The sequence below is a fragment of the Rhizobium sp. SG570 genome (assembly GCF_012275345.1).
GTDB lineage: Bacteria > Pseudomonadota > Alphaproteobacteria > Rhizobiales > Rhizobiaceae > Rhizobium > Rhizobium lusitanum.
Genome location: NZ_JAAZQI010000004.1, coordinates 116,779 through 141,629, shown reverse-complemented (window position 1 = coordinate 141,629; position 24,851 = coordinate 116,779). Strand labels below are relative to the sequence as shown.

The 24,851-nt window shown below is 59.1% G+C and carries 19 protein-coding genes; 10 read left to right on the top strand and 9 right to left on the bottom strand.

The annotated features are described in order from the left end of the window. Nucleotides 1-63 precede the first annotated feature (63 nt). Nucleotides 64-2,151 carry an ABC transporter substrate-binding protein gene (locus tag FHT28_RS10565; RefSeq protein WP_168596206.1) on the bottom strand — a complete coding sequence of 696 codons (2,088 nt, stop codon included), beginning with the start codon at nt 2,149-2,151 and terminating at the stop codon, nt 64-66. 138 nt (nt 2,152-2,289) lie between these two features. Then, a complete protein-coding gene (locus FHT28_RS10560; RefSeq protein WP_037192780.1) occupies nt 2,290-3,756 on the bottom strand; it encodes an alpha-glucosidase/alpha-galactosidase in 1,467 nt (488 codons plus the stop codon). Between the two features lie 245 nt (nt 3,757-4,001). Between FHT28_RS10560 and FHT28_RS10555 the strand changes: the two genes are divergently transcribed. Both FHT28_RS10555 and FHT28_RS10550 read left to right on the top strand, forming a co-directional pair. Next, entirely contained in the window at nt 4,002-4,871 is an 870-nt protein-coding gene (locus tag FHT28_RS10555; protein ID WP_202032806.1) for an AraC family transcriptional regulator, read from the top strand. A gap of 200 nt (nt 4,872-5,071) precedes the next feature. Further along, the gene (locus FHT28_RS10550) at nt 5,072-7,315 is read left to right on the top strand and encodes a glycoside hydrolase family 2 protein (RefSeq protein ID WP_168596205.1); all 2,244 of its coding nucleotides are present in this window, start codon (nt 5,072-5,074) and stop codon (nt 7,313-7,315) included. 85 nt (nt 7,316-7,400) lie between these two features. Here the strand turns inward: FHT28_RS10550 and FHT28_RS10545 are convergent, their stop codons facing one another. After that, nucleotides 7,401-8,312, bottom strand: coding sequence for a GntR family transcriptional regulator (locus FHT28_RS10545; RefSeq protein ID WP_037192774.1), 912 nt, complete (start codon nt 8,310-8,312; stop codon nt 7,401-7,403). Between the two features lie 381 nt (nt 8,313-8,693). Here FHT28_RS10545 and FHT28_RS10540 point away from each other — a divergent pair, with 381 nt between their 5' ends. The 4 genes from FHT28_RS10540 to FHT28_RS10525 all read left to right on the top strand — a co-directional run bounded on the left by FHT28_RS10540 (nt 8,694) and on the right by FHT28_RS10525 (nt 13,639). Next, nucleotides 8,694-9,713 carry an aldo/keto reductase gene (locus FHT28_RS10540; protein ID WP_168596204.1) on the top strand — a complete coding sequence of 340 codons (1,020 nt, stop codon included), beginning with the start codon at nt 8,694-8,696 and terminating at the stop codon, nt 9,711-9,713. 181 nt (nt 9,714-9,894) lie between these two features. After that, entirely contained in the window at nt 9,895-10,884 is a 990-nt protein-coding gene (locus FHT28_RS10535; protein WP_037192770.1) for an ABC transporter substrate-binding protein, read from the top strand. Nucleotides 10,885-11,085: 201 nt separating this feature from the next. Further along, complete coding sequence (locus FHT28_RS10530; RefSeq protein WP_037192767.1) at nt 11,086-12,642, top strand: sugar ABC transporter ATP-binding protein; 1,557 nt, start codon at nt 11,086-11,088, stop codon at nt 12,640-12,642. 25 nt (nt 12,643-12,667) lie between these two features. Next, the gene (locus FHT28_RS10525; RefSeq protein WP_037192765.1) at nt 12,668-13,639 is read left to right on the top strand and encodes an ABC transporter permease; all 972 of its coding nucleotides are present in this window, start codon (nt 12,668-12,670) and stop codon (nt 13,637-13,639) included. A 15-nt stretch (nt 13,640-13,654) separates the two neighbouring features. Here FHT28_RS10525 and FHT28_RS10520 read toward each other — a convergent pair whose 3' ends face one another. The 4 genes from FHT28_RS10520 to FHT28_RS10505 form a co-directional block, all read right to left on the bottom strand. After that, nucleotides 13,655-14,656, bottom strand: coding sequence for an acyltransferase (locus tag FHT28_RS10520; protein ID WP_037192763.1), 1,002 nt, complete (start codon nt 14,654-14,656; stop codon nt 13,655-13,657). Next, nucleotides 14,653-15,945 (bottom strand): O-antigen ligase, encoded by a 1,293-nt coding sequence (locus tag FHT28_RS10515; protein ID WP_037192761.1) that lies wholly within the window; start codon nt 15,943-15,945, stop codon nt 14,653-14,655. Before FHT28_RS10515 ends, FHT28_RS10520 begins: the two co-directional genes overlap by 4 nt. A gap of 9 nt (nt 15,946-15,954) precedes the next feature. After that, a complete protein-coding gene (locus FHT28_RS10510; protein ID WP_168596203.1) occupies nt 15,955-17,229 on the bottom strand; it encodes a polysaccharide biosynthesis/export family protein in 1,275 nt (424 codons plus the stop codon). 86 nt (nt 17,230-17,315) lie between these two features. After that, nucleotides 17,316-17,996, bottom strand: coding sequence for a sugar transferase (locus FHT28_RS10505; RefSeq protein WP_037192757.1), 681 nt, complete (start codon nt 17,994-17,996; stop codon nt 17,316-17,318). A 727-nt stretch (nt 17,997-18,723) separates the two neighbouring features. On the opposite strand from FHT28_RS10505, the gene FHT28_RS10500 reads away from it, so the two are divergent. Both FHT28_RS10500 and FHT28_RS10495 read left to right on the top strand, forming a co-directional pair. Further along, nucleotides 18,724-19,014 (top strand): exopolysaccharide production repressor protein, encoded by a 291-nt coding sequence (locus FHT28_RS10500; RefSeq protein ID WP_037192755.1) that lies wholly within the window; start codon nt 18,724-18,726, stop codon nt 19,012-19,014. Nucleotides 19,015-19,102: 88 nt separating this feature from the next. Then, entirely contained in the window at nt 19,103-20,113 is a 1,011-nt protein-coding gene (locus tag FHT28_RS10495; protein ID WP_037193280.1) for a glycosyltransferase family 2 protein, read from the top strand. 13 nt (nt 20,114-20,126) lie between these two features. On the opposite strand, the gene FHT28_RS10490 is transcribed toward FHT28_RS10495, so the two are convergent. Further along, nucleotides 20,127-21,071 (bottom strand): polysaccharide pyruvyl transferase family protein, encoded by a 945-nt coding sequence (locus FHT28_RS10490; protein WP_037192753.1) that lies wholly within the window; start codon nt 21,069-21,071, stop codon nt 20,127-20,129. Between the two features lie 87 nt (nt 21,072-21,158). Continuing rightward, the gene (locus FHT28_RS10485) at nt 21,159-22,118 is read right to left on the bottom strand and encodes a glycosyltransferase family 2 protein (protein WP_168596202.1); all 960 of its coding nucleotides are present in this window, start codon (nt 22,116-22,118) and stop codon (nt 21,159-21,161) included. A gap of 767 nt (nt 22,119-22,885) precedes the next feature. Between FHT28_RS10485 and FHT28_RS10480 the strand changes: the two genes are divergently transcribed. Beyond that, nucleotides 22,886-23,971 (top strand): acyltransferase, encoded by a 1,086-nt coding sequence (locus tag FHT28_RS10480; protein WP_202032808.1) that lies wholly within the window; start codon nt 22,886-22,888, stop codon nt 23,969-23,971. 4 nt (nt 23,972-23,975) lie between these two features. After that, on the top strand, nt 23,976-24,779 hold the full coding sequence (locus FHT28_RS10475; protein WP_113108848.1) for a glycoside hydrolase family 16 protein: 804 nt from the start codon (nt 23,976-23,978) through the stop codon (nt 24,777-24,779). The last annotated feature ends 72 nt before the right edge of the window (nt 24,780-24,851 follow it).

Below are 24,851 nucleotides of genomic sequence, written 5' to 3'. Positions count from 1 at the left end.
ATGCTTGATGTCCGATTGGCAGCCGGTGGATGGCCGGCTGCCGCACGTGGTTGCCGGTCGCCCCTATTTGATCGGACCGGCGCTGCCCGGCGCACCCGGAAGCTCCTGCGGGAACAGTTCGTATTTGCCCTGCTTGTCCGCAGCTACCCAGAGGCGCTCGCGAATGATGGAGTCCTCGGCCCAGTTGAAGAGGAAGATCGGCGTGCCGGGGGGAACATTCGAGAAGCGCTTGTTGATGATGAGCGCACCCGGATATTCGGTCAGACCGATATTGTAGAGATGCCCGGTGGAGATCTTCTGAAATTGCTTCATCAGAGCCACGCGCTCGTCGTTATCCTTCGAAGTGGTGAACTTGTTGACGATATCGACCATGTCCTTTTCGAAGGGCATCAGGTCCAACTCGCCGCTTTCGGGCGCGCGATGGTTCCAGCTTGTGCGCGGGCCGACCGGGGCAAGCTGCTCGGTATTCTGCACGACCGACGCCAGCTCGGTGCTGTTGCGGCGGACCATCCAGTCGAAGCGACCACCATAATTGGCGTCGTCACGCTTCGGGCCGTCGAGCGCGTTGATGATGACGCGGAGTCCGAGCTTTTCCATCTGAGCGACGACACCCTCGGCAAGGCTCTTGTCGGTGGTGTAGTCGTTGTTGACCAGGAGGGTGATTTCGACATCCTTGCCGCCGTTGACGCTGGCCGGGAAGTTGACGATGCCGTCGCCATCGGTGTCCTTGAGCCCGGCCTTTGCCAGTTCGGCTTTCGCCCCGGCAAGATCGAACGGGTAATAGACGGTGGAATTGCGGTCATAGAAGTTGCTGCCCGAGGACAGGCCGCCCGGATAGATCGCCGTGAACGGTCCCTTGACCAGCGACTCGCCGATTGCCTTGCGGTCGAGCGCCATGGTGACGGCCTTACGGAAATCCTCGTTGCGGTTCAGCTCGCGGACTGACTGACTGCGCGCATCCGGGTTGCCCCAGCCATTGGCGGAGAAATTCATCTGCAAGTTATAGCCTATAAGGCGAGGGCCGAAGGCCAGACGTGAAGGCGAATCGGGCTGCGCGGCCCGCTTCAGCGAGGCGACGAAATTTTCCGGCTGTTCGAGGTTCGACAGATCGCCGGAGCCGGCAACGGCCTGTACGTCGCGATCCGCCCAGGTCGAAAGCTTGTAGTGCAGCTCGTTGAGGTAAGGCAGCTGATTGCCCTTCTCGTCGACCTTCCAGTAGTAGGGGTTGCGGCGCATGACGATGATATCGTCGGAGCGATATTCGACCGGCACCCAGGCGCCCATGACCGGTATGTTCATATATTCAGGCGGGAAAGCGTTCTTGAACTGGTCGTAGGTATTTTTCGAATATTTCGGATGCTGCGGCTTCAGGATATGCGACGGACCCGGGCAGAAATTAGGATAGGCCATCGTGTAGAGGTACTGCTTCGGGAAGGCATCCTTGAAGGTCCACTCGATCGTATAGTCGTCAATCTTCTTCAAGGTCGTGCCGACGCCGAAAGCTTCCGGCGAAGCGCCGCCGCCGAGCGGCGAGACGTTCGGATCGATGACTTCATCTTCCCAATAGAACATGATGTCGTCGGCGTTGAATGGCGCGCCGTCGGACCATTTCGCGCCCTCGATCAGGTGCATGGTCAGCTTATGGCCGTCCGGCGACCATTCCCAGCCCTTGGCGAGGTTCGGCAGCGGCTCGGTATCCTTCGCCTCGACCTGGAACAGCGGCGCGGTGCGTGTCAGGCACTCTGACAGGCCGATATCGATGCCGCCCCAGCCCTGGGTCTGGCCGGCGCCATAGTTCCAGCCTTCCGGCCGGCCGCCGATCACATGGCGAAGCGTGTCGCCGTAGACACCGATGCCGTCGGGCATGTTGCCGGTCTTGAAGACAAGCGGCTCCTTCGGCAGGCGATCCTTGACCGGCGGCAGCTTGCCGGTCTTGACGAAGTTGTCAGTGACCCAGGCGGGTTCGTGATATTCCGGCAACGCCTTGAACTCCAGGATGGAGCTGCGCTCGACATATTTGATCTTTCCTTCCGCCGGAAAGACCGGTGGAACGGGTGGCACTGTCGGTTCGGCTGCATAGGCGCTGATGGCGATTGCGGATGTGGCAATCGTCAACGCGGCAAGAAGGCCGATCGGTCGAAAATGTCTCATCTTATTCTCTCTCCCATTATCGCGAGCGCTTCCTTTGAGGCGCCGCATTCCTCCAGCACAGCGGGAAATGGCCGTCTTGCGGCGGTGGGCCTCCCCTGAAACCCCGCCGCATGGCTTATTTCCCGAATTCCACCTGCCTCAGCCCGCCTGTTTCAGGGCGGCCTTTTCTGCCCGCAGTTCCTCGATCGAACGGACGTTGCGGCTTGCCGCACCCTTCCAGTCGCGCGTCTTGACCTTGCCGCGCGACAACCGATCCCTGGCTCCATCAACCGCATGCGCATATTGCGGCAGCCAGCGGGCTTCGGCCACAACCATCTCATCGACCATCTGCCAAACCTCCTCCGGAGTGGCGACGGCACCGACCAACGGGTCGTGCAGAACGGCAAGCTTCAGCAGGTCGATATCGCCGCTGATCGCGGCATGCACCGACATGCGCTGGACGTTGATGGAAGAAATGCAGGTCGCCGCGCAGGCTTCCGGCAATGTGATGCCCGCCACCATATTGATGCCGAAGCGATCGACGAAACCGGGGGATTCGATGATGGCATCGTCAGGCAGATTGGTGATGACGCCATTGTTCTTGACGTTGAAATGACCACGATAGACGCGGTTGGTCTCCAGCGCCTCCAGGATATGGCTCGCATGCTCGTTGGAACGCCTGGCCGGATCGATGAGCTGCGAGGCGCTTTCGAGGATCTGCGGGAATTCCGTCTCGAACCAGTTGCGGGTCTCGGTCGAATGGCGCAGGTAACCACCGGTCTCGCCGTGGATCCAGTCGGACATGTCGATCCATTTGTTGATCTCGTCCGGCCGCTTGCGATACCAGGGCAGGTATTCGGACAGATGCCCGTTGCTTTCGGTGGAATAGACGCCGAACCGCTTCAGCACGTCGATGCGCAATTTCTCCTGCTGCGAAAAGACCGGATGCGCCTCGAAGGCGGCAATCAATTCGTCCTTGCCGATCTTGCGGCCGTTGAGCCGCAGGTCGACGAACCATGTCTGATGGTTGATGCCCGAGCAGATATAGTCGAGTTCGCTCTTGTCCTTTGCGCCTAGCACCTCGGCGATCTGCTCGGCGCCATGCTGGACGCCGTGGCAAAGACCGATCGTGTCGACCTTGCCGTATTCGATCGCCGCCCAGGTATTCATCGCCATGGGGTTGGCGTAGTTCAGGAATTTGGCGCCGGGCTCGGCGACCTCGCGGATGTCCTTGCAGAAATCGAGAATGACCGGAATGTTGCGCTGGCCGTAGAGAATGCCGCCGGCACAGATCGTATCGCCGACGCACTGGTCGATGCCGTACTTCAGCGGAATACGGATGTCTTCGGCATAGGCTTCCAGGCCGCCGACCCGCACGCAGCTGATGATATAGCGCGCGCCATCCAGCGCCTCGCGGCGGTCCGTGGTGGCGGTGACGCGTGTCGGCAGCTTGTTGGCCTCGACGATCCGGTCAAGGATCGCCTTGATCATCATCAGATTGTGCTCACTGAGATCGGTCAGCGCGAACTCGACGTCGCGAAACTCCGGCACGCAGAGAATGTCGGTAAACAGCTTTTTCGTGAAGCCGACGCTGCCGGCACCGATAATGGCGATTTTGAAACTCATGATCCTCACCTTCAGGTCGATCGAACAAGCAGCAGCAGGGAAGACGACAGCATTTTCGTCCCATGGTCACAACGGTTGCGAGACACGGTCGAAATCGTGGGGTTTCCTCCGTCCGCCGATCCTCTTCGGCGGGTAAGTGCTGTTTTCTGGCGGGATTATGCCTATAATCATCGGGCCGACCAGAGAACAATTATGCTTTCAAGGGTAATTTTGTGCTGCAGGAATTGATCGATAATGGACAGGTCATGCGGACGGTTTCTCTGCCGCGCGGACGCCACCGGCTGCATGCCATGCCGACCAGCGCCGGCTATGAAATCAGGGACAACGAGCTTTACGATTGGGACGGGCGCCGACGCGGCCAGACGCCATTTACGGTGCTGCAGCATACTATCAGCGGCAGCGGCCGGCTGCGCTATGAAAACCGCAACTATCGCCTTGGCGCCGGCGATACGCTGCTGGTGCTCGTGCCGCACAATCATCGGTACTGGCTGGAAAAGGGCGAGCGCTGGGAATATTTCTGGATATCGATGAACGGCGAGGAGGCGCTGCGCATCCATCGTCTGATCCTTGCAGCAGCCGGTCCCATCCTGCGATTGCAGCAGGCTACGATCGATCATCTTGCCGATTGCAGCCTGCGGCTTATCGGGAGTGCCAAGACACCGGCCTCGGCCTCGGCCATCGCCTATGAAGCGGCCATGGTGCTTTATGACGACGTCTTCGGCTCGCACGCCTTTGCCGCCGATCGCTCCGCCATGCAGATTGTCATCGACTATATCAGCGCCAATCTCGACAAGCCGCTGCCGGTCAGCGAGCTCGCGAAGGCGAGCGGCCTCAGCCGAGCCCATTTCTCTCGCGTCTTTGCCGAAAGCGAAGGCGTGCCGCCGGCAGAATTCGTGCTGCAGCAACGCATGCAGCGGGCGGCGAAGCTCCTGACGAAGGCCGCCTTCATTCCCGTCAAGGAAGTGGCGATCATGTCGGGCTTCGACGACGCAAACTATTTCTCCAAGGTGTTTCGCCGCATTTACGGCATCAACCCGACAGAGTTCCGCACGACAGGCATGTATGCCGCGGTGCGCAGCCCCACCGAGGAGACGAAGAGCGGACGAGGCCGCTAGACCGGTGGCAGGCAACGCCACCAGCGCTGCGGCCGGCAATGTCTGGAAATCGAAATCCGCCAACCGGTCGCATTGCGCTGATATTGCGAGCCTGTATACATATCGCCCCGAGGTGACCAGCCAGCGTCGCCGTGCGTCTGCTTTTTCCAGCCAACATATGTTCGTCCCGGATGCGACGGGCTCTATCGATAGGATTGAATATGCGTTCTGTTGTCGCCTTCAACGAATCCTGGACGTTCCGTGAAGGGTTCTCGCCCGCAGATGCCGGCCGCCCGCAAGAGGGGCAGATCGTGACGCTGCCGCATAATGCAGTCGAACTGCCGTTCAACTATTTCGACGAGAAATCCTATCAGCGCGCTTTCACCTATCAGAAGATATTGAATTGGAGCGACGATTTTGCCGGGCGGGAGGTGTCGCTGATCTTCGACGCCGCCATGGCCGATGCCGTCGTCTATTTGAACGGCGAGGAGATCGTCGCCCACAAGGACGGCTATACGCCTTTCGAGGCGCGCTTGACCGGCCGCCTGCAGCACGGCGAGAACCTTCTCACCGTCAAGATCGATGGCAGCGAGAACCCGGAAATCCCGCCCTTCGGCGGCCGGATCGATTATTTGACCTATGCCGGCATCTATCGCGACGTCTGGCTCAAGCTCGCGGCTCCGGTATCGATCGCCAACATCAAGGTCGAGACCGGCAATGTGCTTGCCGATCTCAAGTCCGCGACCGTGCGTTGTGATTTCGCCAATCCGCAAAATCTCGCTTTCAAGGGCACGGCAACCGTCACGTTGCGCGGCCCTGACGGCACAGTGCTGGCCTTTGCGCGCGGCGAAACCTCCGGCGGGAGCGTGACGGTTGCGTTCGATCGTCTGGCGGATATTTCGCTCTGGGACCTCGACAATCCCGCGCTTTATACGGCTGAAGTCGAGCTTGCGACCGATCATGGTTCGGATAGCCTCACCGCAACCTTCGGCTTCCGCGTTGCCACTTTTACTGCCGAAGGTTTTCTGTTGAACGGCAGGAAACTGAAATTGCGTGGGCTGAACCGGCATCAGGCTTTCCCCTATGTCGGCTACGCCATGGGCCGGTCGGCGCAGGAGCGTGACGCCGAGATCATGAAGCAAACGCTGAAGTGCAATATCGTGCGCACCTCGCATTACCCGCAGTCGAAGTGGTTCCTCGAGCATTGCGACCGCATCGGCCTTCTGGTTTTCGAGGAGATCCCAGGTTGGCAGCATATCGGCGGTAAGGAATGGCAGCAGGAATCGATCCGCAACGTGCTGCGCATGATCGAGCGTGACTGGAACCATCCCTCGATCATCATCTGGGGCGTGCGCATCAACGAATCCCAGGATTCACATGATTTTTACGCCGAGACGAACCGGCTTGCGCGCGAACTCGATCCGACGCGCCAGACCGGCGGCGTTCGCTACATCACCGAGAGCGAAATGCTCGAGGACGTCTATACGATGAACGATTTCATTCTCGGCAACGAGGAACTGCCGGGCGCCAACCGGCCGCGCACGCCGCTGAGGCCCCAGCAGGAAAACACCGGTCTTTCCAAGGATGTGCCCTATTTGATCACTGAATTCGGCGGCCATATGTATCCGACGAAGATCTACGATCAGGAGCAGCGCCAGGCCGAGCATGTGCGCCGTCATCTGGAGGTCTTGAATGCCGCCTATGGCGACCCCTCGATCTCCGGCGCCATCGGATGGTGCATGTTCGATTACAATACTCATAGCGATTTCGGCTCGGGCGACCGCATTTGCTACCACGGCGTCATGGACATGTTCCGCGAACCGAAATTCGCCGCTTACGCCTATGCCAGCCAGTGCGAACCCTCCGAAGAGGTCGTCATGAAGCCGGTGACGATCTGGGCGCGCGGCGAGCGCAATATCGGCGGCGCCCTGCCGCTCATCGTGCTGACCAATTGCGATGAGGTCGAACTGTGTTATGGTTCGCTTACCAAGCGTCTTGGCCCGGATCGCGAGACCTTCCCGCATCTGCCGCATCCGCCCGTCGTTTTCGATCACCGCAATTTCACTCCCGACGAGCTGGGTGTGTGGGGCATGGAATGGGAGGACGTGCAGTTCACCGGCTATATCGGCGGCAAGCAGGTGGCGGCGCTGAAGATGGTCGCCAATCCACTTCCGACGACGCTTCAGGTCGAGGCCGATGCCGATACCTTGCGCGCTGGGGAACGGGATACGGTGCGTGTCATCGTCCGCGCGCTCGACCAGGCGGGTTCGCGTCTGCCCTTCCTCAACGATATCGTCACCATCAAGGTCGATGGCCCGGCACGGATGATCGGTCCGCAGGTGATCGCCTTCCAAGGAGGCACGACCGGATTCTGGCTTCAGGCAACGGGTGAAGTCGGCGCGATCACGATCGAGGCCTCTTCTTCACGTTTCGCGAACCGTAAGCTGACGCTGACGGCGCTGTGACCAACGGAAGGGGCGATCGCGATCGCCTCGGTCGGTGAGATCCCGGGGACGCCCGGCGAAAGAAGGCCGGGCCGACTTCCTGCTTTCAGGCGGCCGACCCGGCGAGCTCAGTTGCGGCCTGCGGGATAGACTGCAGCAGCGTCTGTCGCGCCGAGGCGAGATGGCTGCGGCAGGCGGCGTCGATCCGCTGCGGGTCGCGCGATTGCAGCGCTTCGATATAGGCGAGATGCTCGGCGATGGCACGGGCGTTGCGTTCGCGGGCGAACGTCTTGTTCCATTGATAGTGATAGTGGAACACGATGGCGATGACATCGTAGAAATCGGCGATGAAGCGATTGTTCGAAGCGCGATGGATGAGCAGGTGAAGCTTCTCGTCGAGGCGCGAAAAGTCACGGTAGCGAACATCGAAATCCTCGATCAGGTCGTGATGTTCCCGCTCGATCGCCTTGAGCGCTTTCCACGCATGATGATCCGGTGGCAGGCGACCGAATTCGGCGGCCGAATGCATTTCGAACATTTCCCGCACATCGGCCAGTTCCAGCGCGAATTCCCTGGTAAAGCCCTTGAGAATCCAATGGCTGTTCGGCCGCTTTTCGATCAGGCCGAAGCGGCTGAAGCGGATGAGGAACTCGCGCACGACGGAGGTGCCGGTCCCGATCTCGCGCGCCAGTTCGAGCTCGTTGATCTGCATGCCGGGCTGCGCTTCATCGGACATGATGCGCAGCATGAAGCTGCGCTCGATGATATCGTGCAGCGAATTGGTTTCTTCCTCCGGAAAGAAATCGTCCTGCGTCGGCTGACGGAGCACGGTCTTTTGCCGCTTGTTCCAAAGAATGATGCCAGCGTCACTTAGACGCATCAGGATGGCTCGCGCAGTACTGCGGCTGACGCCGAGTTCGGCGGCGATCTCGGGCTCGCTCGGCAGCGCGGTATCGGCCTTTAGACCGGCCGCATAACGGTTGTATGCCTCCTTGAAGAGCGTGTTTTGTCTCGCCATTTCCTCCCTCGCTTACTGTCACCGCTCTTTGTTGGCGGCGCTGTCTAAACCATTATCGAATGGCAGTCGATTGCAGGAGTATTGCCGGAACCGTCTTGCCCGCCTTCCTCCAGGGCGGCAGCGATTTCCTCGTTGACTCCAAAATGTTTATTGTAGATAAAAAACAAAAGCAATTGGCGAATGGAATGTTGAAAACTTCCCGTTACGCCAATGATCAGGGAGAGAAGTGAATGACCGGTCTCGGATCCTTCTGCCAAAGGGCAGCGGTCAGCTATGGTTCCGGCCTTGTCACCATCGATGGATATTGCAGGACATAAGTGTTCGGGCTTCAGTGGCCGGATGCGATGGAAATTGAAATAGCGTCATCACAAGGGAGAGGTGATGAAGAAAAGAACGATCGGCAGGACGGGCCTGGAGATCACCGAAATCAGCTTCGGCGCTGCGGCATTGGGCGGCCTTTATCGCGCTTGCCCCCGCGACCAGGCGATGGAAACCTTGCAGGCTGCCTGGGACAGCGGCATCCGCTATTTCGATGTCGCGCCCTGGTATGGCTTCGGCCTCGGTGAGCGTTACGTCGGCGATTTCCTGCGCGACCAGCCGGAAGACAGCTATGTCCTCTCGACCAAGGTCGGACGCCTGATGCGTCCGGTGCCAAGCGACAAGGTGCCGAATTACGGCTATGTCGATCCGTTGCCGTTCGATGCCGACTACGATTATTCCTATGACGGCATCATGCGGTCGGTGGAGTTCAGCTATGCCCGCCTCGGCCTCAACCGCATCGACATGGTCTACGTCCACGACATTGGCGGCTATACGCACGGCAAGGCGCTGAACGAGCGCTATCTCGGCCAGCTCCTGGGATCCGGGTTGAGGGCGCTGGAGGAGCTGAAATCGTCCGGCACGATCAAGGCCTATGGTCTCGGCGTCAATGAGGTGCCGGTTTGCCTCGATGTCATGCATGCAGCCGATATCGACTGTATTCTTCTTGCCGGCCGTTATACCCTGCTGGACCGTTCCGCGGTCGCGGAGCTGCTGCCGCTTTGCGAGAAGAAGGGCACGTCGCTGGTTGTCGGTGGCGTCTTCAATTCCGGCATTCTTGCAACCGGCCCTGTGCCCGGCGCGCATTTCGACTATCTTCCGGCAACGCCGGACGTAGTGGCCAAGGTTGGTGCGATGGAGGAAATCGCACGCAAGCATGGCCTGCCGCTTGCCCAGCCGGCGCTGCAGTTCCCATTGCGCCATCCTTGCGTGGCCTCGGTCCTGATCGGCACGGCGAAAGCGACAAGTCTTATCCGCAATATGCAGCTCGTGGAGCCTCGGCTTCCCGACAGCCTCTATGCGGAATTTGAAGGATTGACCCTGGTTGCGCCCCCGTTGGGAGACGAGGCCGTCCGGGTGTAGGCAGAGATAGGAGCTATCGGGCCGCCGGGATAGGCGGCTTCGAGGAGGAGGAAAGCCTGTTTTGGCGTCGGTGGCCAATGCCGCTGCGCGATGTGTGATGCCTCAGGGCGTCACGATACCGAGCCGTAAGCGTTCAACGGCGGGTGTGCAGGAGAACAGAGCGCGTTGAGAGGAGAAGCAGATGAATATTGCCAAGTCACTTCTGACCCGTCGCAGCCTTGCCGGTCTTGCCGGCGCTGCCTTCATCGCAATGGCCATGCCGGCGCAGTCCTTCGCGGCCGATGTGACCATTCCCATCATCGTCAAGGACACGACGTCCTTCTACTGGCAGATCGTTCTTGCCGGCGCACGCCAGGCGGGCAAGGATCTCGGCGTCAAGGTGCCGGAGCTGGGTGCGCAGTCGGAATCCGATATCAACGGTCAGATCAGCATTCTCGAAAACGCGGTTGCCGGCAAGCCGGCCGCCGTGGTCATTTCGCCGACCGAATTCAAGGCGCTCGGCAAGCCGGTGGATCAAGCTGCCAAGTCCGTGCCGGTGGTCGGCATCGACTCTGCTGCCGATTCCAAATCCTTCATCTCGTTCCTGACAACCGACAACACGCAGGGCGGCCGCATCGCCGCCGATGGTCTTGCCGCAGCAATCAAGGGCATGACCGGCAAGGAAGAGGGTGAGATCGCCATCATCACCAGCCTGCCGGGCGTCGGCTCTCTCGACCAGCGTCGTCAGGGCTTCCTGGAGCAGGTCAAGAGCAAGTATCCGGGCCTAAAAGTCGTCGCCGATAAGTATGCGGACGGTCAGGCCACCACGGGTCTCAACATGATGACCGACCTGATTACCGCCAATCCGAAGCTGGTCGGCGTCTTCGCCTCCAACCTGATCATGGCGCAGGGCGTCGGCCAGGCAATCGCCGAAAACAAGCTCGGCGACAAGATCAAGGTGATCGGCTTCGACAATGACGACAAAACAGTTGGCTTCCTGAAGTCGGGCGTTCTCGCCGGTCTCGTGGTGCAGGATCCGTATCGCATGGGCTACGACGGCATCAAGACGGCGCTCGCCGCCTCCAAGAAGGAAAAGGTTGCGGCAAATGTCGACACCGGCGCCAACTTGGTCACCAAGGCGAACATGAGCGATCCGAAGATCGACGCCCTGTTGAACCCGAAGGTCAAGTAAGGCTTGGAGGCTGCGCCCGATCCGTCGGGCGCAGCCTTTTCGTCCAGAGCCGGATGATTTTAGGTCTATTCGACCTAAAATCTGAATCCGCTCTAGAAGCAAAAAACTAGAGCGTGATGTCGAAAACCGCTCACACTTTTGGCATCACGCTCTGTCCGCCTTATGGGCGGTCGCGCGGCGATGCGAGAGGGAGGAGACCCCATGACGAGCCTCGAAGAAATCAGCCATCGGCACGATGACACGACCAAGACGGAAGCAAGCCGCATTCCGGCCGGCTCGCCCATTCTCGAGCTCAAGGGGTTGCAGAAGCGCTATGGCTATGTCGAGGCGCTGAAACCGGCGACCGTCACGTTCCTGGCGGGCGAGATCCATGCCATTGTCGGCGAGAACGGAGCCGGCAAATCGACGCTTATCAAGCTTCTGACCGGCGTCATCACCAGGACGGCCGGCGAGATACTCTGGTGCGGCCATCCGGTCGCCCTTGCCAATCCCAATGAGGCGATTGCCCGCGGCATCAATGCGGTGCATCAGGAGGTCGTCCTTTGTCCGCACCTGACGGTTGCGGCCAATCTCTTTCTCGGCGACGAGGTCAATCGTTTTGGCCTGATGCGCAAGAAGCAGATGGTCGCTATGGCCCAGACGGTACTTGACGACCTCGGCTTCGGACTGCCCGCCGCCGAACTCCTGAGCTCTCTCACCATTGGTCAGCAGCAGTTGGTCGCGACCGCAAGGGCCGCGATGCGTGGCACCCAGTTCCTGATCTTCGACGAGCCGACCGCCTATCTCACGCGAAAGGAATCGGCACAACTGTTCAAGCTGATCCGGCGTCTGCAGAGCGAAGGCGTGACGATCGTCTATATCAGCCACCGCATGGAAGAGGTCTTCGAGCTCGCCGATCGCGTTTCCGTGCTGCGCGACGGCACGCATGTCGGCACGCGCACGATCAGCGAGACCAATGAGGACGAATTGATCAAGCTGATGATCAATCGCTCGATCGAGCAGATCTACCACAAGGAAAAGATCCCGATCGGCGACACGATCCTGGAGACGCGCGGCCTCTCCGGCCCCGGTTTCGAGGATATTTCCTTGTCTGTCCGGGCTGGCGAGATCGTCGGGCTCTATGGGCTGATCGGTGCCGGCCGCAGCGAATTTGCCCTTGGCCTTTATGGCCGCCAGCCGGTCACGGCAGGAGAAATCCATTGGAAGGGACGCAAGGTCGAAATCCGCAACGAACGCGACGCGATGGAGCTCGGCATTGCGCTCGCGCCGGAGAGCCGTCGCGATCAGGGGCTCTGCCTCAATCTGCCGATCGGCCTCAACATCAATCTGCCCGTGTTCAAACGGCTGAGCCACGGTCCGATCATCAACAATAGGAATGAGGCTGTAAACGCCGACAAGCAGATCCGCGATCTCAGCATCAAGACGCCGAGCCGGCGGGTCCTGGTTTCCGCCATGTCGGGCGGCAATCAGCAGAAGGTCGTGATCGGCAAATGGCTGAGTCATGGCGCCAAGCTGTTCATCTTCGATGAGCCGACCGTCGGCGTCGATGTCGGCACCAAGGCGGAGATCTACCGGCTCTTCGCCAAGCTGCTTCGCGACGGGGCGGGCATCATCGTCATCTCGTCCTATCTGCCCGAGGTTTATGAGCTCGCCGATCGTCTGCATGTCTTCCGACACGGCCAGCTGGTTGCCAGCCATGATTTTCACGCCGCAACGCATGAGGAAGTCCTCGGCGAGGCGATTGCGTCTGAACGATAAACAAGTCGAAAGAGGGAGAACAAGAATGGCCGCGAACACCACAGAAGGCCCCGCCGTCGCGCCGCGACGCAAGATGAATATCCTCTTCAGCTTGACGCTGATCCTGCTCCTCTTGGCTCTCTGGGTTGTGCTCGGATTCTGGACCGATAAGTTCTGGACGCCGCTCAACATCACCAACCTGGCGCGCCAGGGATCGATGACGGCCATTCTTGCGCTGGGCCAGACCTTCGTCATCATCACCGCGGGTATCGATCTCTCCGTGGGAGCAATCGTCGGCTTCTGTACCGTCATCGTCGCCTGGCTGCTTCAAGCCGGATTTCCGGTCTGGGCTGCCATCTTGATCACCCTGTTGTTCGGTGTGCTGATCGGCGCGTTCCATGGTTTCGGCATCGTGCGCATGGGTCTGCCGCCCTTCATCATCACGCTGGCAACGCTGACGTCCCTGCGCGGTATCGGCCTGCTCATTACCAACGGCTCGACCATCAACATCGTCAATGACGATTTCACCAATTTCGCTGTCGCCGATTTCCTGGGCATCCCGAGTCTGTTCTGGATGGTCATCTTCGTGGCGATCCCGGCCGTCGTCTTCCTGCATTTGAGTCGGTGGGGCCGCTATCTTTTCGCCGTCGGCTCCAACCGCGAGGCGGCGCGGCTCTCCGGCGTCAACGTCAACGGGATGATCTACCTCGCTTATATTTTGTCGGGAACCTGCGCCGCCTTCGTCGGCGTGCTGCTTGCTTCGCGCATTGCCATCGGCAATGCCACGCAGGCGGATGGCTGGGAGCTGCAGGCGATCGCATCGTCCGTCATCGGCGGCACCAGCCTGTTCGGCGCTGTCGGCTCCGTCTATGGCCCGCTGATCGGCGCCTTCATTCTGGCCACGATCAACAACGGCGCCAATCTCCTGAACCTGAACTCTTTCTGGCAGCGCATCATCACCGGCGTGCTGATCATCGTCATCGTCTATTTCGATCAGTTGCGCCGCCGGCGCATGTGAGGTTGGATCATGCCCTCACGCTGGCGAAGGGCGCGCTCTTCGCCAGCTGACGTTTCGCAACAAATTGCGCATCGGCTTTTCGACAAGCTCATAGGCAAAGATGCCGAGCAGGGTACCCGCTATCGCGCCGATGAAGGCGGTGACATCTGAAGGGATCGGTGTGGAGGCCACGAGCTTTGCGATCACTGAGATCGCCAGGGTATGCCAGAGATAGATGGAATAGGAGCTGTTCCCGAGATAGGTGAGCGGTGGAATTTCCGGCAGCCTGCCACTGCGCTCCACCGAAACCATGCCCAGCACGAGCGCGATGGCGAGCGGGCCGCAGGTAATCTCGTTGAACTCGAGGCCGAATATCTCGATTGCGGCAAAGCCCGAGATCGATGCGATGATCAGGGCAAGACCGAGACCGGCGCCGGGAACATTTCCCTTGAGCCACAGCTGTCCGAGGACGGCGCCAGCCACGAATTCCAGGATGATCGGCCTTGTATAGGTGGCAAGCATCGGCGATTGCGGGGCAAAGATGGCGCCGACAATGACGAAGGCGGCAAAGATGCCGATCATGCCGCCAAGGCGCAGACGCCGCGGCAGGAACAGGCAGGCTGCAAAGAGGACGTAGAAGAACATCTCGAAGTTCAGCGTCCAGCCCTGCACCAGCACCGGCCAGATCTCGCCGTTGCTCGGAGAGCGCACCGGAATGAACAGGAGCGAGCCGGCGATGTGGCCTGCCGTCAGCTTCATGTTCGGGAACAGGCCGACGATCGCGCCGACGATCATGATCGCCGTGACGATCCAATAGGATGGCGCGATCCGTTGCAGGCGGTCGAGCAGGAAGCGCAGTGGCGTCACCGGCCTGCGCTCGCTCATTGTCCACATGATGAAGCCGCTGATGACGAAGAAGATATCGACGCCAGCCGCGCCGATGCGGAAATGGCTCCCGCTGCGCTCCGCCGCATGGAACAGCACCACGGCGAGGGCGGCAAAGGCGCGAAGATATTGGATTCCGTAAAGCGTTTTCATCGGCCGGTTCGCGGCTCCCAGTTCGCCGGTGGCGCAAATTCCATCCGGTCGTAGGAAACGAGAGGATCGGCCTTCGGCACGCGCGTCCGCATCGATAGCTTTCCTGCCGAGAAGTAGAACAGGAAAGAGCCGACATGATACGGGTTGAGAATGTCGATCTCGACGAAGGAGCGGATCAGAAGCAGTATTGCTACACCCAGTAGCACGTAGGATTCGTCATTCCTGTTGTCGCTCAAGAAGCGACTGATATGGCCGATGACCGTCGTCAGCAGTATCGAGGCAAGCAAGAGGACGCCGACCAGCCCGGTTTCGACTGTCGTTTCGATATAGGTGTTGTGGAAATGGAAGCCCGTGCGCGAAGCGATGAAGAATTCTTCCCACAGGCGCTCCGGTTCGGAAAAGCCCTGGACCCAATAGGCCTGATAGCCGACCCCGAAGAAGGGGTTCAATTGCGCTGCCGCGATACCCTGTTGCCAGAGATAGGTACGGCCCGTCAGTGTCGAATCCTTGCCGAAGGCGCCGAGCACCAGATCGACAGCGCCGAGATAGACGCCGGCAACTGCAAGGACGACAACGGAAATGGCGACCGCAGCAAACAGCGTCTTGCGCTGCTTCGGCGACAGGAAAAGAATGACGCGCATGCTGAGACCGAGCATCACGACCAATCCCGTGGTCAGGACCGAAGTCGCTGATTGCGAGGCAAGCAGACAATAGGCCGACAGCAGTCCGGCAATTCCCGCGCCGACCATCCAGATTCGGCGTTCGCCGAGGATGAAGACGGCCGCAAAAGCGAAATAGATACCGAGCGATGCATAGAAGCCGAGCTGGTTCTTGGAATCGAAGGCGCCGACGAAGCTGTAGTTCCCGTCGATGGGATCATAGGCATAATATCCGAATAGAATCGAATAGATGAGCACGATGCCGGTGCCGGCGATCGCGCCGCGGGTCAGCGTGCGGATATCCAGCGTGCGCATGGCGATCAGGGCGCAGATGATGTGCGTCATATATTGTATCGCTGCGCGCGCGGTCACCGGAGGGGCAGCCGACCAGAAGATCGACAGGCAGGTCAGGACGCCGAACGCGAAGAGCCAGAGCTGCTTCCGATAGTTGCCCAGCACGTTGCGATAGTCCATCAGAACGAGCGGAAACCACAGGGTGTAGTAAAGCAGAATGGAAGGCTGGCCGAAGCGAGGGGAATAGGCAAAGACGAACAAAGACAGTGCAGTCGCCACCATGCCGTAGGTAGCGTTGCTTCCCGGACGGACGAAGACCGATTTGGCGATCCGCATCAGCTCTCCCTATCGTATTGCAAGACCGGTGCTGACCTTGATTAGGTCACCGGGCAGCACCTGGGTATTCTCCTGGGCCGTAATTTCCTTCGTCTGGCCTTTGTCGTCGCGAATGATCGTATAGGTGATGCTCACGCTTTGCCCGCTGGGATCGAGGTTGCTGGCATCGGCCGACTGGGCGACCGCTTCCTGCATGAGGGACTGGCTGGTGGAAAGTTTCAGCTGCAGCGTTTCCAGCTCCGTGTCGGTGTCCTGCATATCCTTCGCCAGCGAGCTCTGCCAATCGTTATGCAGCGTGTTTTCGTCCTGATTGGCCTTGTTGATGTCCTGCTTGGCCTTCAGCGACGCCGTCTCGGTATCCAGAAGTGTGGCCTCCAGATCGGATGCGCGCTGCTCGGCGGAAATCCGGCGAGACGCTAGTTCCAGCCCCCGTTCGGCAAGGCTTTCGACCTTGTCACGGTCGGCCTTCGCCAGTTCCAGCTGACGGCTCTGCGTATCGTTCTTCTTCGCAAGAGCTTCGACTTCGTTCTGCAAGAGCGTCTTCAGATCTTCCAGGGATTGCAGCTGCGTCTTCATGCGCTGACTGCGTGTATCCATCAGCGCTTTCTCGCTTGCGAGCAGGGCAGATGCTTGCGGCAATTGCTTGAGTTCTGAGGGGACCTCGATCTCGTCCTTACCGGCCAATTCGGCAAGCAGACGTGCCTTGCGCATCAGCAGGCGTCCGCGCTCGGCCATATAGACGACCGCATCACCCTTGGCGTTGATGAAATCGCGCGCAAAGCGCTGACCTGCATCTGCACGGCGCATGCCGCCGCCGAGGCTCACGGCCTTAAGCACGGTCAGATTGGGCGCAAAGGGAAACTCACCCGGATTTTGGACCTCTCCGGAAAGGTAGATCGGTCGAAACTGCGACATTTCGACGGAGGCCGACGGGCGATCGCGCAGGCCGAACTGTTTCTGCAGGCCGATGCCGATAGCTTCGGCGATCTCGTCCGTCGTCTTGCCCATGGCGGGCATGTCACCGATGAAAGGGATGGAGATCGAGCCGGAAGGGCCGACCGTGTAATCGCCCGAGACGACCGCCCAGTCACGAATGGTGCCCTCGGCGGTCTGCCATTCGGCAACGCGGACATGCAGCTTGTCCATGACGCCCAGGTGATATCCGGGAATATTGTCGGCGTGGGCCGCGGCCGATGCCGCGCAGAGGCAGACGGCGGCGAAAGCTACGCGCCGAAAAGATGTGTTTACGCGAACAAGCCTCTTTAAAGGCCGAAATTCAATCATGCAGGATCTTCCCTGTTATTGGATCGCAGTCCCGCCAAGTGCGGGAATGCCGCAGGAAACCTCCTGCGGGTATCTGCCGGTCGTTTTCAGTAGCTGCCACGAGAAAGGCAGACTGCAGGAATGGTTTTGGCAATGATCATCATGTCGCTGCCGAGCGACCAGTTCTTGACGTAATGCGTGTCGAAGGCGACACGGCTGGCATAGGAGACGTCGTTGCGGCCGCTGACCTGCCAGAGGCCTGTCAGGCCAGGGCGGGATTGCAGATAGTAGATCGCAGCTGTCTCGTAGAGTTCGAGTTCGTCTTCCACGACCGGGCGTGGGCCAACGATACTCATTTCGCCGCGGATGATGTTGATGAGCTGCGGCAGCTCATCGAGGCTGAGCTTGCGCAGCACCGCACCGACAAGGGTTACGCGGGGATCATTCTGCAGCTTGCGGGTGGCACGCCACTCCTCCATCGCTTTCGGATTGGCCTGCAGATATGCCTGCAGCACCTTGTCGCCGTTGACGACCATGGTCCGAAACTTGAGGCAGGGGAAGCTTTTGCCGCTGTGGCCGATACGGCGGTGGCCATAGAAGGCTGGACCGCCATCAGAAAGCTTTACCAGTAGCATCAGCATCAGGAAAAGCGGGCTGATGAGGATCAGAGCGGTTAGAGCGGCAGAGACGTCGAAAATGCGTTTCAGCACTCCACCAGTTGGCGGAAAGACGTCGCTTTCCGCGGCGCTGAAAAAAGCCGGTGTGGCCGATCTCGTCGCAGACTTCATAGAGAAAGCTCCATTTATGTTGGCGATTGGTCGGGAATTCTCGGACGCGTAACTAGAGCTAAGATAGCGGGAGTGTAGGCCGGGATTTTGACTTTTTGCGCCAAACTTTTGTAGCGATATGGTATTGAGGTATTCAATTACCGCTCTAACGATGCGCATCTTTAATTTAGTGATTATTTATGTGCGGCTTATACTGTGCCAAACTCCGTATAACTGCCCTATCGGTAGTTCTCTCGCCCAATCGATCGCTATTTTGCAGAATGTTATAGGTGCGAGGGTTAGTTTGTTCATTGTCAGACGCATGGCTAGCCTCTAAGCGCTCTTGCCTGACCGTCCGCTAACTTGATTCTCCGTAGGGAATATTGCATTGCAGCAATATATTGCGATGCACATGCCGATGCGGGCTATCTCGGGACTTTGTAATAAAAGTTGATTGAATTGTCGGAGCGCCGGCATGATGAAGACGGCCAATTTGTGTCCAAAAGATTGCGGATTGTTGGCCGATCTTCCCTCGGTTGCATCGAAGAAAAAGAACAAATTCAATTGTAATTATAATCGAGGTGTAGTTTTAACGGGCGCGGGGTTAGGATCGTGTCAATTCGTAACGGATCGTTGACACTTGGTTGAATTTCAATGAATCATAAAATATATTTGGCATTCAGGTCTGATAAGGGAGGAAAGACCTTGATCGCATTTTTTGTAATGTTTGAGCGGGCGAGGTAGCACTATGTATGCGCCGCGCGTTTTCATTAGCATGCTGGGCACGCTGGTCGTCTTTGCTGTCGCGACCTACTTCCTGACGAATTCTCTTTCGACGACACTAATCGAAACGGCGATTTGCGCCGTGCTTCTGCAGATCGGATATTTCCTGGGCGTGCTCTATCTTGTTTGGAAAGAGCGCAGGGAGCGCGATGCGCTGTTGAACAGTGACAAGGTGGCGATGCCGGTTGCGGAGGATGCCAAGGTCGGCGGCCTGCCGGCACCCAGCCTCAATCGGTCCGAGCCGTTCAATCCCTGACACCGGGATATCAGATATCTTTTGGCGACCGAACGGTTGTCGGATCGCAGCCATGTCCTAAGTCTTCGGCAGAACCATGGAGACTGATGTGACTGACAGTGCCGGAAAAAGCGTCTGTGTAATCATCGCGGCAAAGAATGCCGGCGACACTATTGGCTTGGCCGTCGCGTCGGCGCTTCGAGAGCCCGAGGTGGCCGAAGTCGTCGTCATTGATGACGGTTCGACTGACGGTACCGCTGCAGCGGCCAGCAAGGCCGATGACGGCAGCGGCAGACTGATGATTTGCGAATTCGAGAAGAATCGCGGTCCGGCGGCAGCGCGCAATCATGCCATCGAGGTCTCGCGTGCCCCGCTGATCAGCATCCTCGATGCGGATGATTTCTTCTTCCCCGGACGCTTCAAGTCGCTGCTTGCCGCGGATGACTGGGACTTCGTTGCCGACAACATCGCTTTCGTCAATGCCGATGGGGTTTCGGATGCCTATACCAGGCTCGATCATTTCGATGCGAAGCCACGCTTTCTCGATCTCGTTGCCTTCGTCGAGGGCAATATCTCCAAGCGGGGCGTCCGCCGCGGTGAGATCGGCTTTCTGAAGCCGCTCATGCGCCGCTCCTTTCTGGATGCTCACGGCTTGCGGTACAATGAAACGCTGCGCCTGGGCGAGGATTACGACCTCTATGCGCGCGCGCTCGCCAGTGCGGCGCGCTACAAGATCATTCATAGTTGCGGTTATGGCGCAGTCGTGCGCAGTGATTCCCTGAGCGGTCGGCACAGGACCGAGGATTTACGGCGGCTCTACGAGGCCGATCGGGCGATTCTGGCAAAAGGCGGCCTCTCGCCGGTCGACGCGGACGCGCTCCGCCGCCATGAGCGCCATATTCGCGACCGCTACGAACTGCGGCATTTCCTCGACATCAAATCGCAATCGGGCCTGGGTGCTGCGGCCTCCTACGCGCTTCGCCATCCCTTCGCCGTTCCGGCCATAGCGGGCGGAATCCTCGCCGATAAAACCGAGCGCTTCCGCAAGGGTGGCGGTGCGCCGATCGCCCATTCAGGAGCGAACGGCCTGCGTTATCTTTTGCAGGCCGCTCCGGAATAGGGATCCACCAGATTTACAGGTAGTCGCGCCGCACGCCCTCGATTACGTCCAGCAGGCGCTCCTTGCAGGAGGCGAGCGCGCTATCCTTGCTCAGCTGTGGCTTTGCCTTGCTCGCCTGCCACAGCGCGAGCGCCGAAGGCATGGCAAGCGCCTGCTTGGCCATCACCCGAAGCGGGGTCTGTTCAGGGTCGGCAAGCAGCACGGTTCCCCCATACCGCTGCTTTTCAAGCTCGGCTGCCGCCTGTTGATCGCGCTCGAAACCGACGCCCCAGAAGCGGGCGCCCTTGGCGATCGCCTCGGCCCGGGTGGAGACTGGAATGTGCTTCGGCGCATAGGTGACCCCGAGGGAGCGCGCCCAGTCGTTCCATTTGAAGCTGTTGATCGAGCGCGACGAGCTGACCGCGATCCACGGCACGCGGAAGGCATCGGCAAGGATTGCGCCATGCATGGACTCCGCGACGATCAGTTCGGATGTCGCAAGCTCGCGGATCACGGCTTTGGCCTCGCCGCGGGGATCGAGATAGGAAAGGCCGACCGTCTTGCAGATATCAGGCCAGAGACCGGCGGCGGCCGACTCCCAATGGGGTATGAAGGTGCGCTTGCCTGATTTCGGCAAGTTCTGAAATTCCGGCATCTCGGTGACGAGCACGGCCGGATCGACAATGCCCATTTCAACCGGTAGGCCCACTTTCTGCGCCGTCAGCGGGCCGCGCACACTGCGGATGTCCCATTTTGACTTGTCGCTCGTATCGGGAAGCGAACCGTAGCCGAAACCGCTGCCGATGACGAGCTTGTGGCCGTCGGTCGGCAATATCTCCGTATTGAGAACGGTACCGACACCGACCAGCAATGTTTCTTCATGAACGTCGCGGAGGCCGGGAAGTAGAAAATCCCAGAGCCAGAGATTGAGATCGTCACCGAAATTGCCATGGGTAGATTCCCAGTGGAACGGCTTCATGCAGGACTCCTTGCTGATCCAAACGATAGCGGGGCATGCCATGGCTCTTTCAATGCGGCATGCGCAGCTCATGCTGCGCTGCAAAATCTAGGGCGCGAGCTTGCCCACGGCAAGCTTCATCGCGCTTTGTAAAATGACAGGGTCGCGCAAGGCCCATTTCGCCAGCAGTCCGAATTGCGGCATTTGCCGCCGCTTGACCTGCCGCGCCTGGCTCCAGAGCGCCTGGCGGCGGGCACGATTCTTGTAGTGCCGAATGGTGGCGACGTCCTGCGGCCGGCGCGAAAATCTCTGCTCAAGCGTATTGAGCGCCGTCCACGTGTTGAACTGCTGACGCAAGAACTGCGGTGAATCATTGTCGATGCTGTGGAAGATGTTCACGCCCTCGCCGCGCAGCGCACCGGCCTGCTCGCACAACAACACGCGCTTGGCCGCCAGAACGCAGTCGCAAAAGAAAAGAACGTCTTCAGCCGCCAGCCGCAACGTGGGTTCAAAGCGGATTTTCTCAAAGAGGGGGCGCCCGATTACCATGCAGGACATGTGCAGAAAGCTCCAGTCCTGTAACATGACGCTGGCGATATCGGGGATCTCGATCACCGAGGGCCTTTCGGAGAGCCGCACGCTCCTAGCCGATTTGGCGAGTTCCGCGATACCGAAATGGTAGGAAAATTCGTCGCCTCCGTCGATGGAATCCCAGTAGCAATCGGCATCGTGCCGCGTCAGCGTCTCGAATGCATTGTGCAGGTGATCCGGCGCCCATTCATCGTCGGAATCCAGAAATGCCACGAACCGGCTTTCGACCGGCACATTGTCGAGACCGGTGTTGCGCGCCCCGCCCGGGCCGGCATTTGCCTGGCGTATCACCTTGATGCGCGCCCGCTCTTCACCGCTCAGCGATTGCAGATCGCCTTCTACGGCAAGCGGTGATTCATCGTCGACGATGAGAATATCGAAATCCTGAAACGTCTGCCGAGATATCGACCTCAAAGCGCGTTGCAGAACACCCGTCTGCTTCTGATAGAACGGAATAACAATCGTTATTGACGCCATTTTCCCGCCTTTACGGTTTTCAATCCAAGAGTTTTCGGCTCATCCCCGGGGACGTAACCATCGGCTTTTCGGCTGTCTCCATTCACCGTTCATGGGCAGTTTGCTCGGTGATGAATGCTGCCATGCTGCCAACAGGTAGCGTTAATTCGATGAGGAGCAATGTCAAAGACGGCGTTTTATCGAAGATTGTCCTCGGATAGTGTGAAGCGCCTGATAGTCGTCTCCTGTCGAACGACGGTGAAAGCCGCACGATCCGAGAATGATTGTGGTCAAGCTCCCAGGCGGTATCGGCGCCGCAAGCTTGGTAAAACTACAGCTATAAGGGGAGTGCGCCTGCACGACTTTCCCATCATGATTGAAACGTTGTCGTATTTTGGTCATGCTTCATCTCGAAATCCTACCGCAATGCAAAAAATCTTCACCTTCCGGCAAAAAAATCGAGTCCGCGCAAAGGGCGTGTCGCGCGTCGCGGCCAAAATATTTAAATTTGCTTTAATACCCTTGGTTCCATAGGTTTTCCGGCATCTAAATCGTTTGTTTCGATCTTTTGCGTGGTTTGGAACCTTGGCGTAGCGACCCAGTCAAACGTCGCTTGACCCTCATTTTTGCTGCAGTGCCATATTCCCTTTCCCAAGAGCGCCCTAGGTTATCGTCTGCGGGCTCTGCTCGACTCTGATTGAAATGGCTGCGAGGGGGGAAGCGGCCCGAAAAAAAGGGTGACAGACATCGTGAACGTGACTGCCAACGTGTCTTCGCGGATAAACCTCATGCGGATTGTGCTCATCTCGGGCATCATATTTGTTCATATTCCATTCGATGCGGATAGCAGCCCGTTCAGCGACGCCTACGGTTTGTTTGACTGGGTTCGGGTTTTTCTGCGCGAGAGTCTGTTTCGTGTCGGCGTTCCCTGCCTCAGCGTTATCTCAGGCTATCTGTTGTTCCGTCATGGAGCAGCGTCATTGGACTACGGCAAGACCATCCGGCGCAAGGCGAAGACGATCCTCCTGCCATTCGCCTTGTGGAACTGCGCTTTCTTTCTGTTCGTCCTAGTCTTGCAGAGCTACGGCATCGGCGACGGCTATCTGCCTGATCTGTCGGGCGCCAACCTGCACACGCTTTCCACGCTTCTGTTTGCGATCGACGGCACGCCGATCAATCTGCCGCTCTATTTCCTGCGTGATCTGTTCGTCTGCATCCTGCTGTCGCCGCTGCTGGCTTTCCTCATCCGCCGCGCGCCGCTGGCAACGCTGGCGTTCCTGTTGCTGCTCGCGGTATTGCCGGTGCCGATCGGTATCGTACTCCGGAATTCCGTTCTCTTCAGCTTCGCCTTCGGCATCTATCTCAGCCTGTATCGCGTCGACGTCACGGTCACGGACCGCTATGCCGGCCTGATCGGTCCCGCCTTCATTGCGCTTGCAGCCCTCCTGGCAACCGCCGCCTACATGACAGGTCCCGGGTTGCCGCTATGGCTCGAGGTCAGTCGCAATCTGATGGTGCTCGTCGGCATTCCGGGCTTCTGGGCACTGTCGGCGATCTTGATACGCAGCCGGATCGGACGAGGATTGGCAGAAACCGGCGGATTGAGCTTCTGGATCTTCTGCGCCCATTACCCGCTGCTGTTCTGTCTCTGGGTCCTGTGGAACCGCGGCGGCAGCGAACTCTATCCGATTTTCTACCTCATGGCAGCGCTCCTTGCTTTGCTGCTGCTGCCCCTGACCAACGGTATGGCGCGTCACGCCCTGCCGTCCTTCTACAATCTGCTGACCGGCAGCCGGACAAGGCCGCAGGCCGAACTCCGTATGGCCGGAAACCGTGCCGCCGAAGACCGGCGGGTGCGTTGCGAGCAAAGGTGATGCTATGATGACATCGACAAACCACGCACGAAAACTGGGCCTCGTTTCCCTCGCTCTCCTGGGCGCCTGCTTCATTCCGCAGGCTGCGTCCGCACAGGACGATCAGCCGACGGGCGGCTCTTTCGTCGATAATTTCGAGCGCCTCGACACCAGCCGCTGGTATGTCTCCGACGGCTGGAACAACGGGCCGCACCAGAACTGTACCTGGTCGCGAAAGCAGGTTGGTATCAAGGACGGAGCGCTGCAATTGCAGTTCATCCAGTCGAAGACAGGCGAGCGCAATTACGCCTGCGGCGAAATCCAGACGACCAAGCGCTATGGCTACGGCACCTATGAGGCGCGCTACCGCACCGCGACCGGCTCTGGCCTGAACTCGGCCTTCTTCACCTATATCGGCCCGACCGACAAGAAGCCGCATGACGAGATCGATTTTGAAGTGCTCGGCAAGAATGCCGGGCAGGTGCAGGTCAACCAATATATCTCCGCCAAGGGTGGCAATGAGAAATTGGTCCCGGTCGTCGGTGGTGCTGACCAGGGTTTCAACGACTACGCGTTCGTCTGGGAGAAGGACCGCCTGCGTTACTATGTGAACGGCAAGCTCGTTCAGGAGGTGACCGATCCTTCGAAGATACCGACGAACGCGCAGAAAATCTTCTTCAGCCTTTGGGGCACGGACACGCTGAGCGGCTGGATGGGCAAGTTCGCCTATAGCGGCCAGCCGGCAACCATGCAGGTCAAGCGCGTTGCCTTCACCGCGCCAGGAGAAAAATGCCTGTTTCCGGAATCGATCACCTGCAAGCTCGACTGAACCATGCCGTCCGCCAAGCGCATTCTGCGGCCGGTGAAGATGCCATGATGCAACACCAACCATACCAGGCGC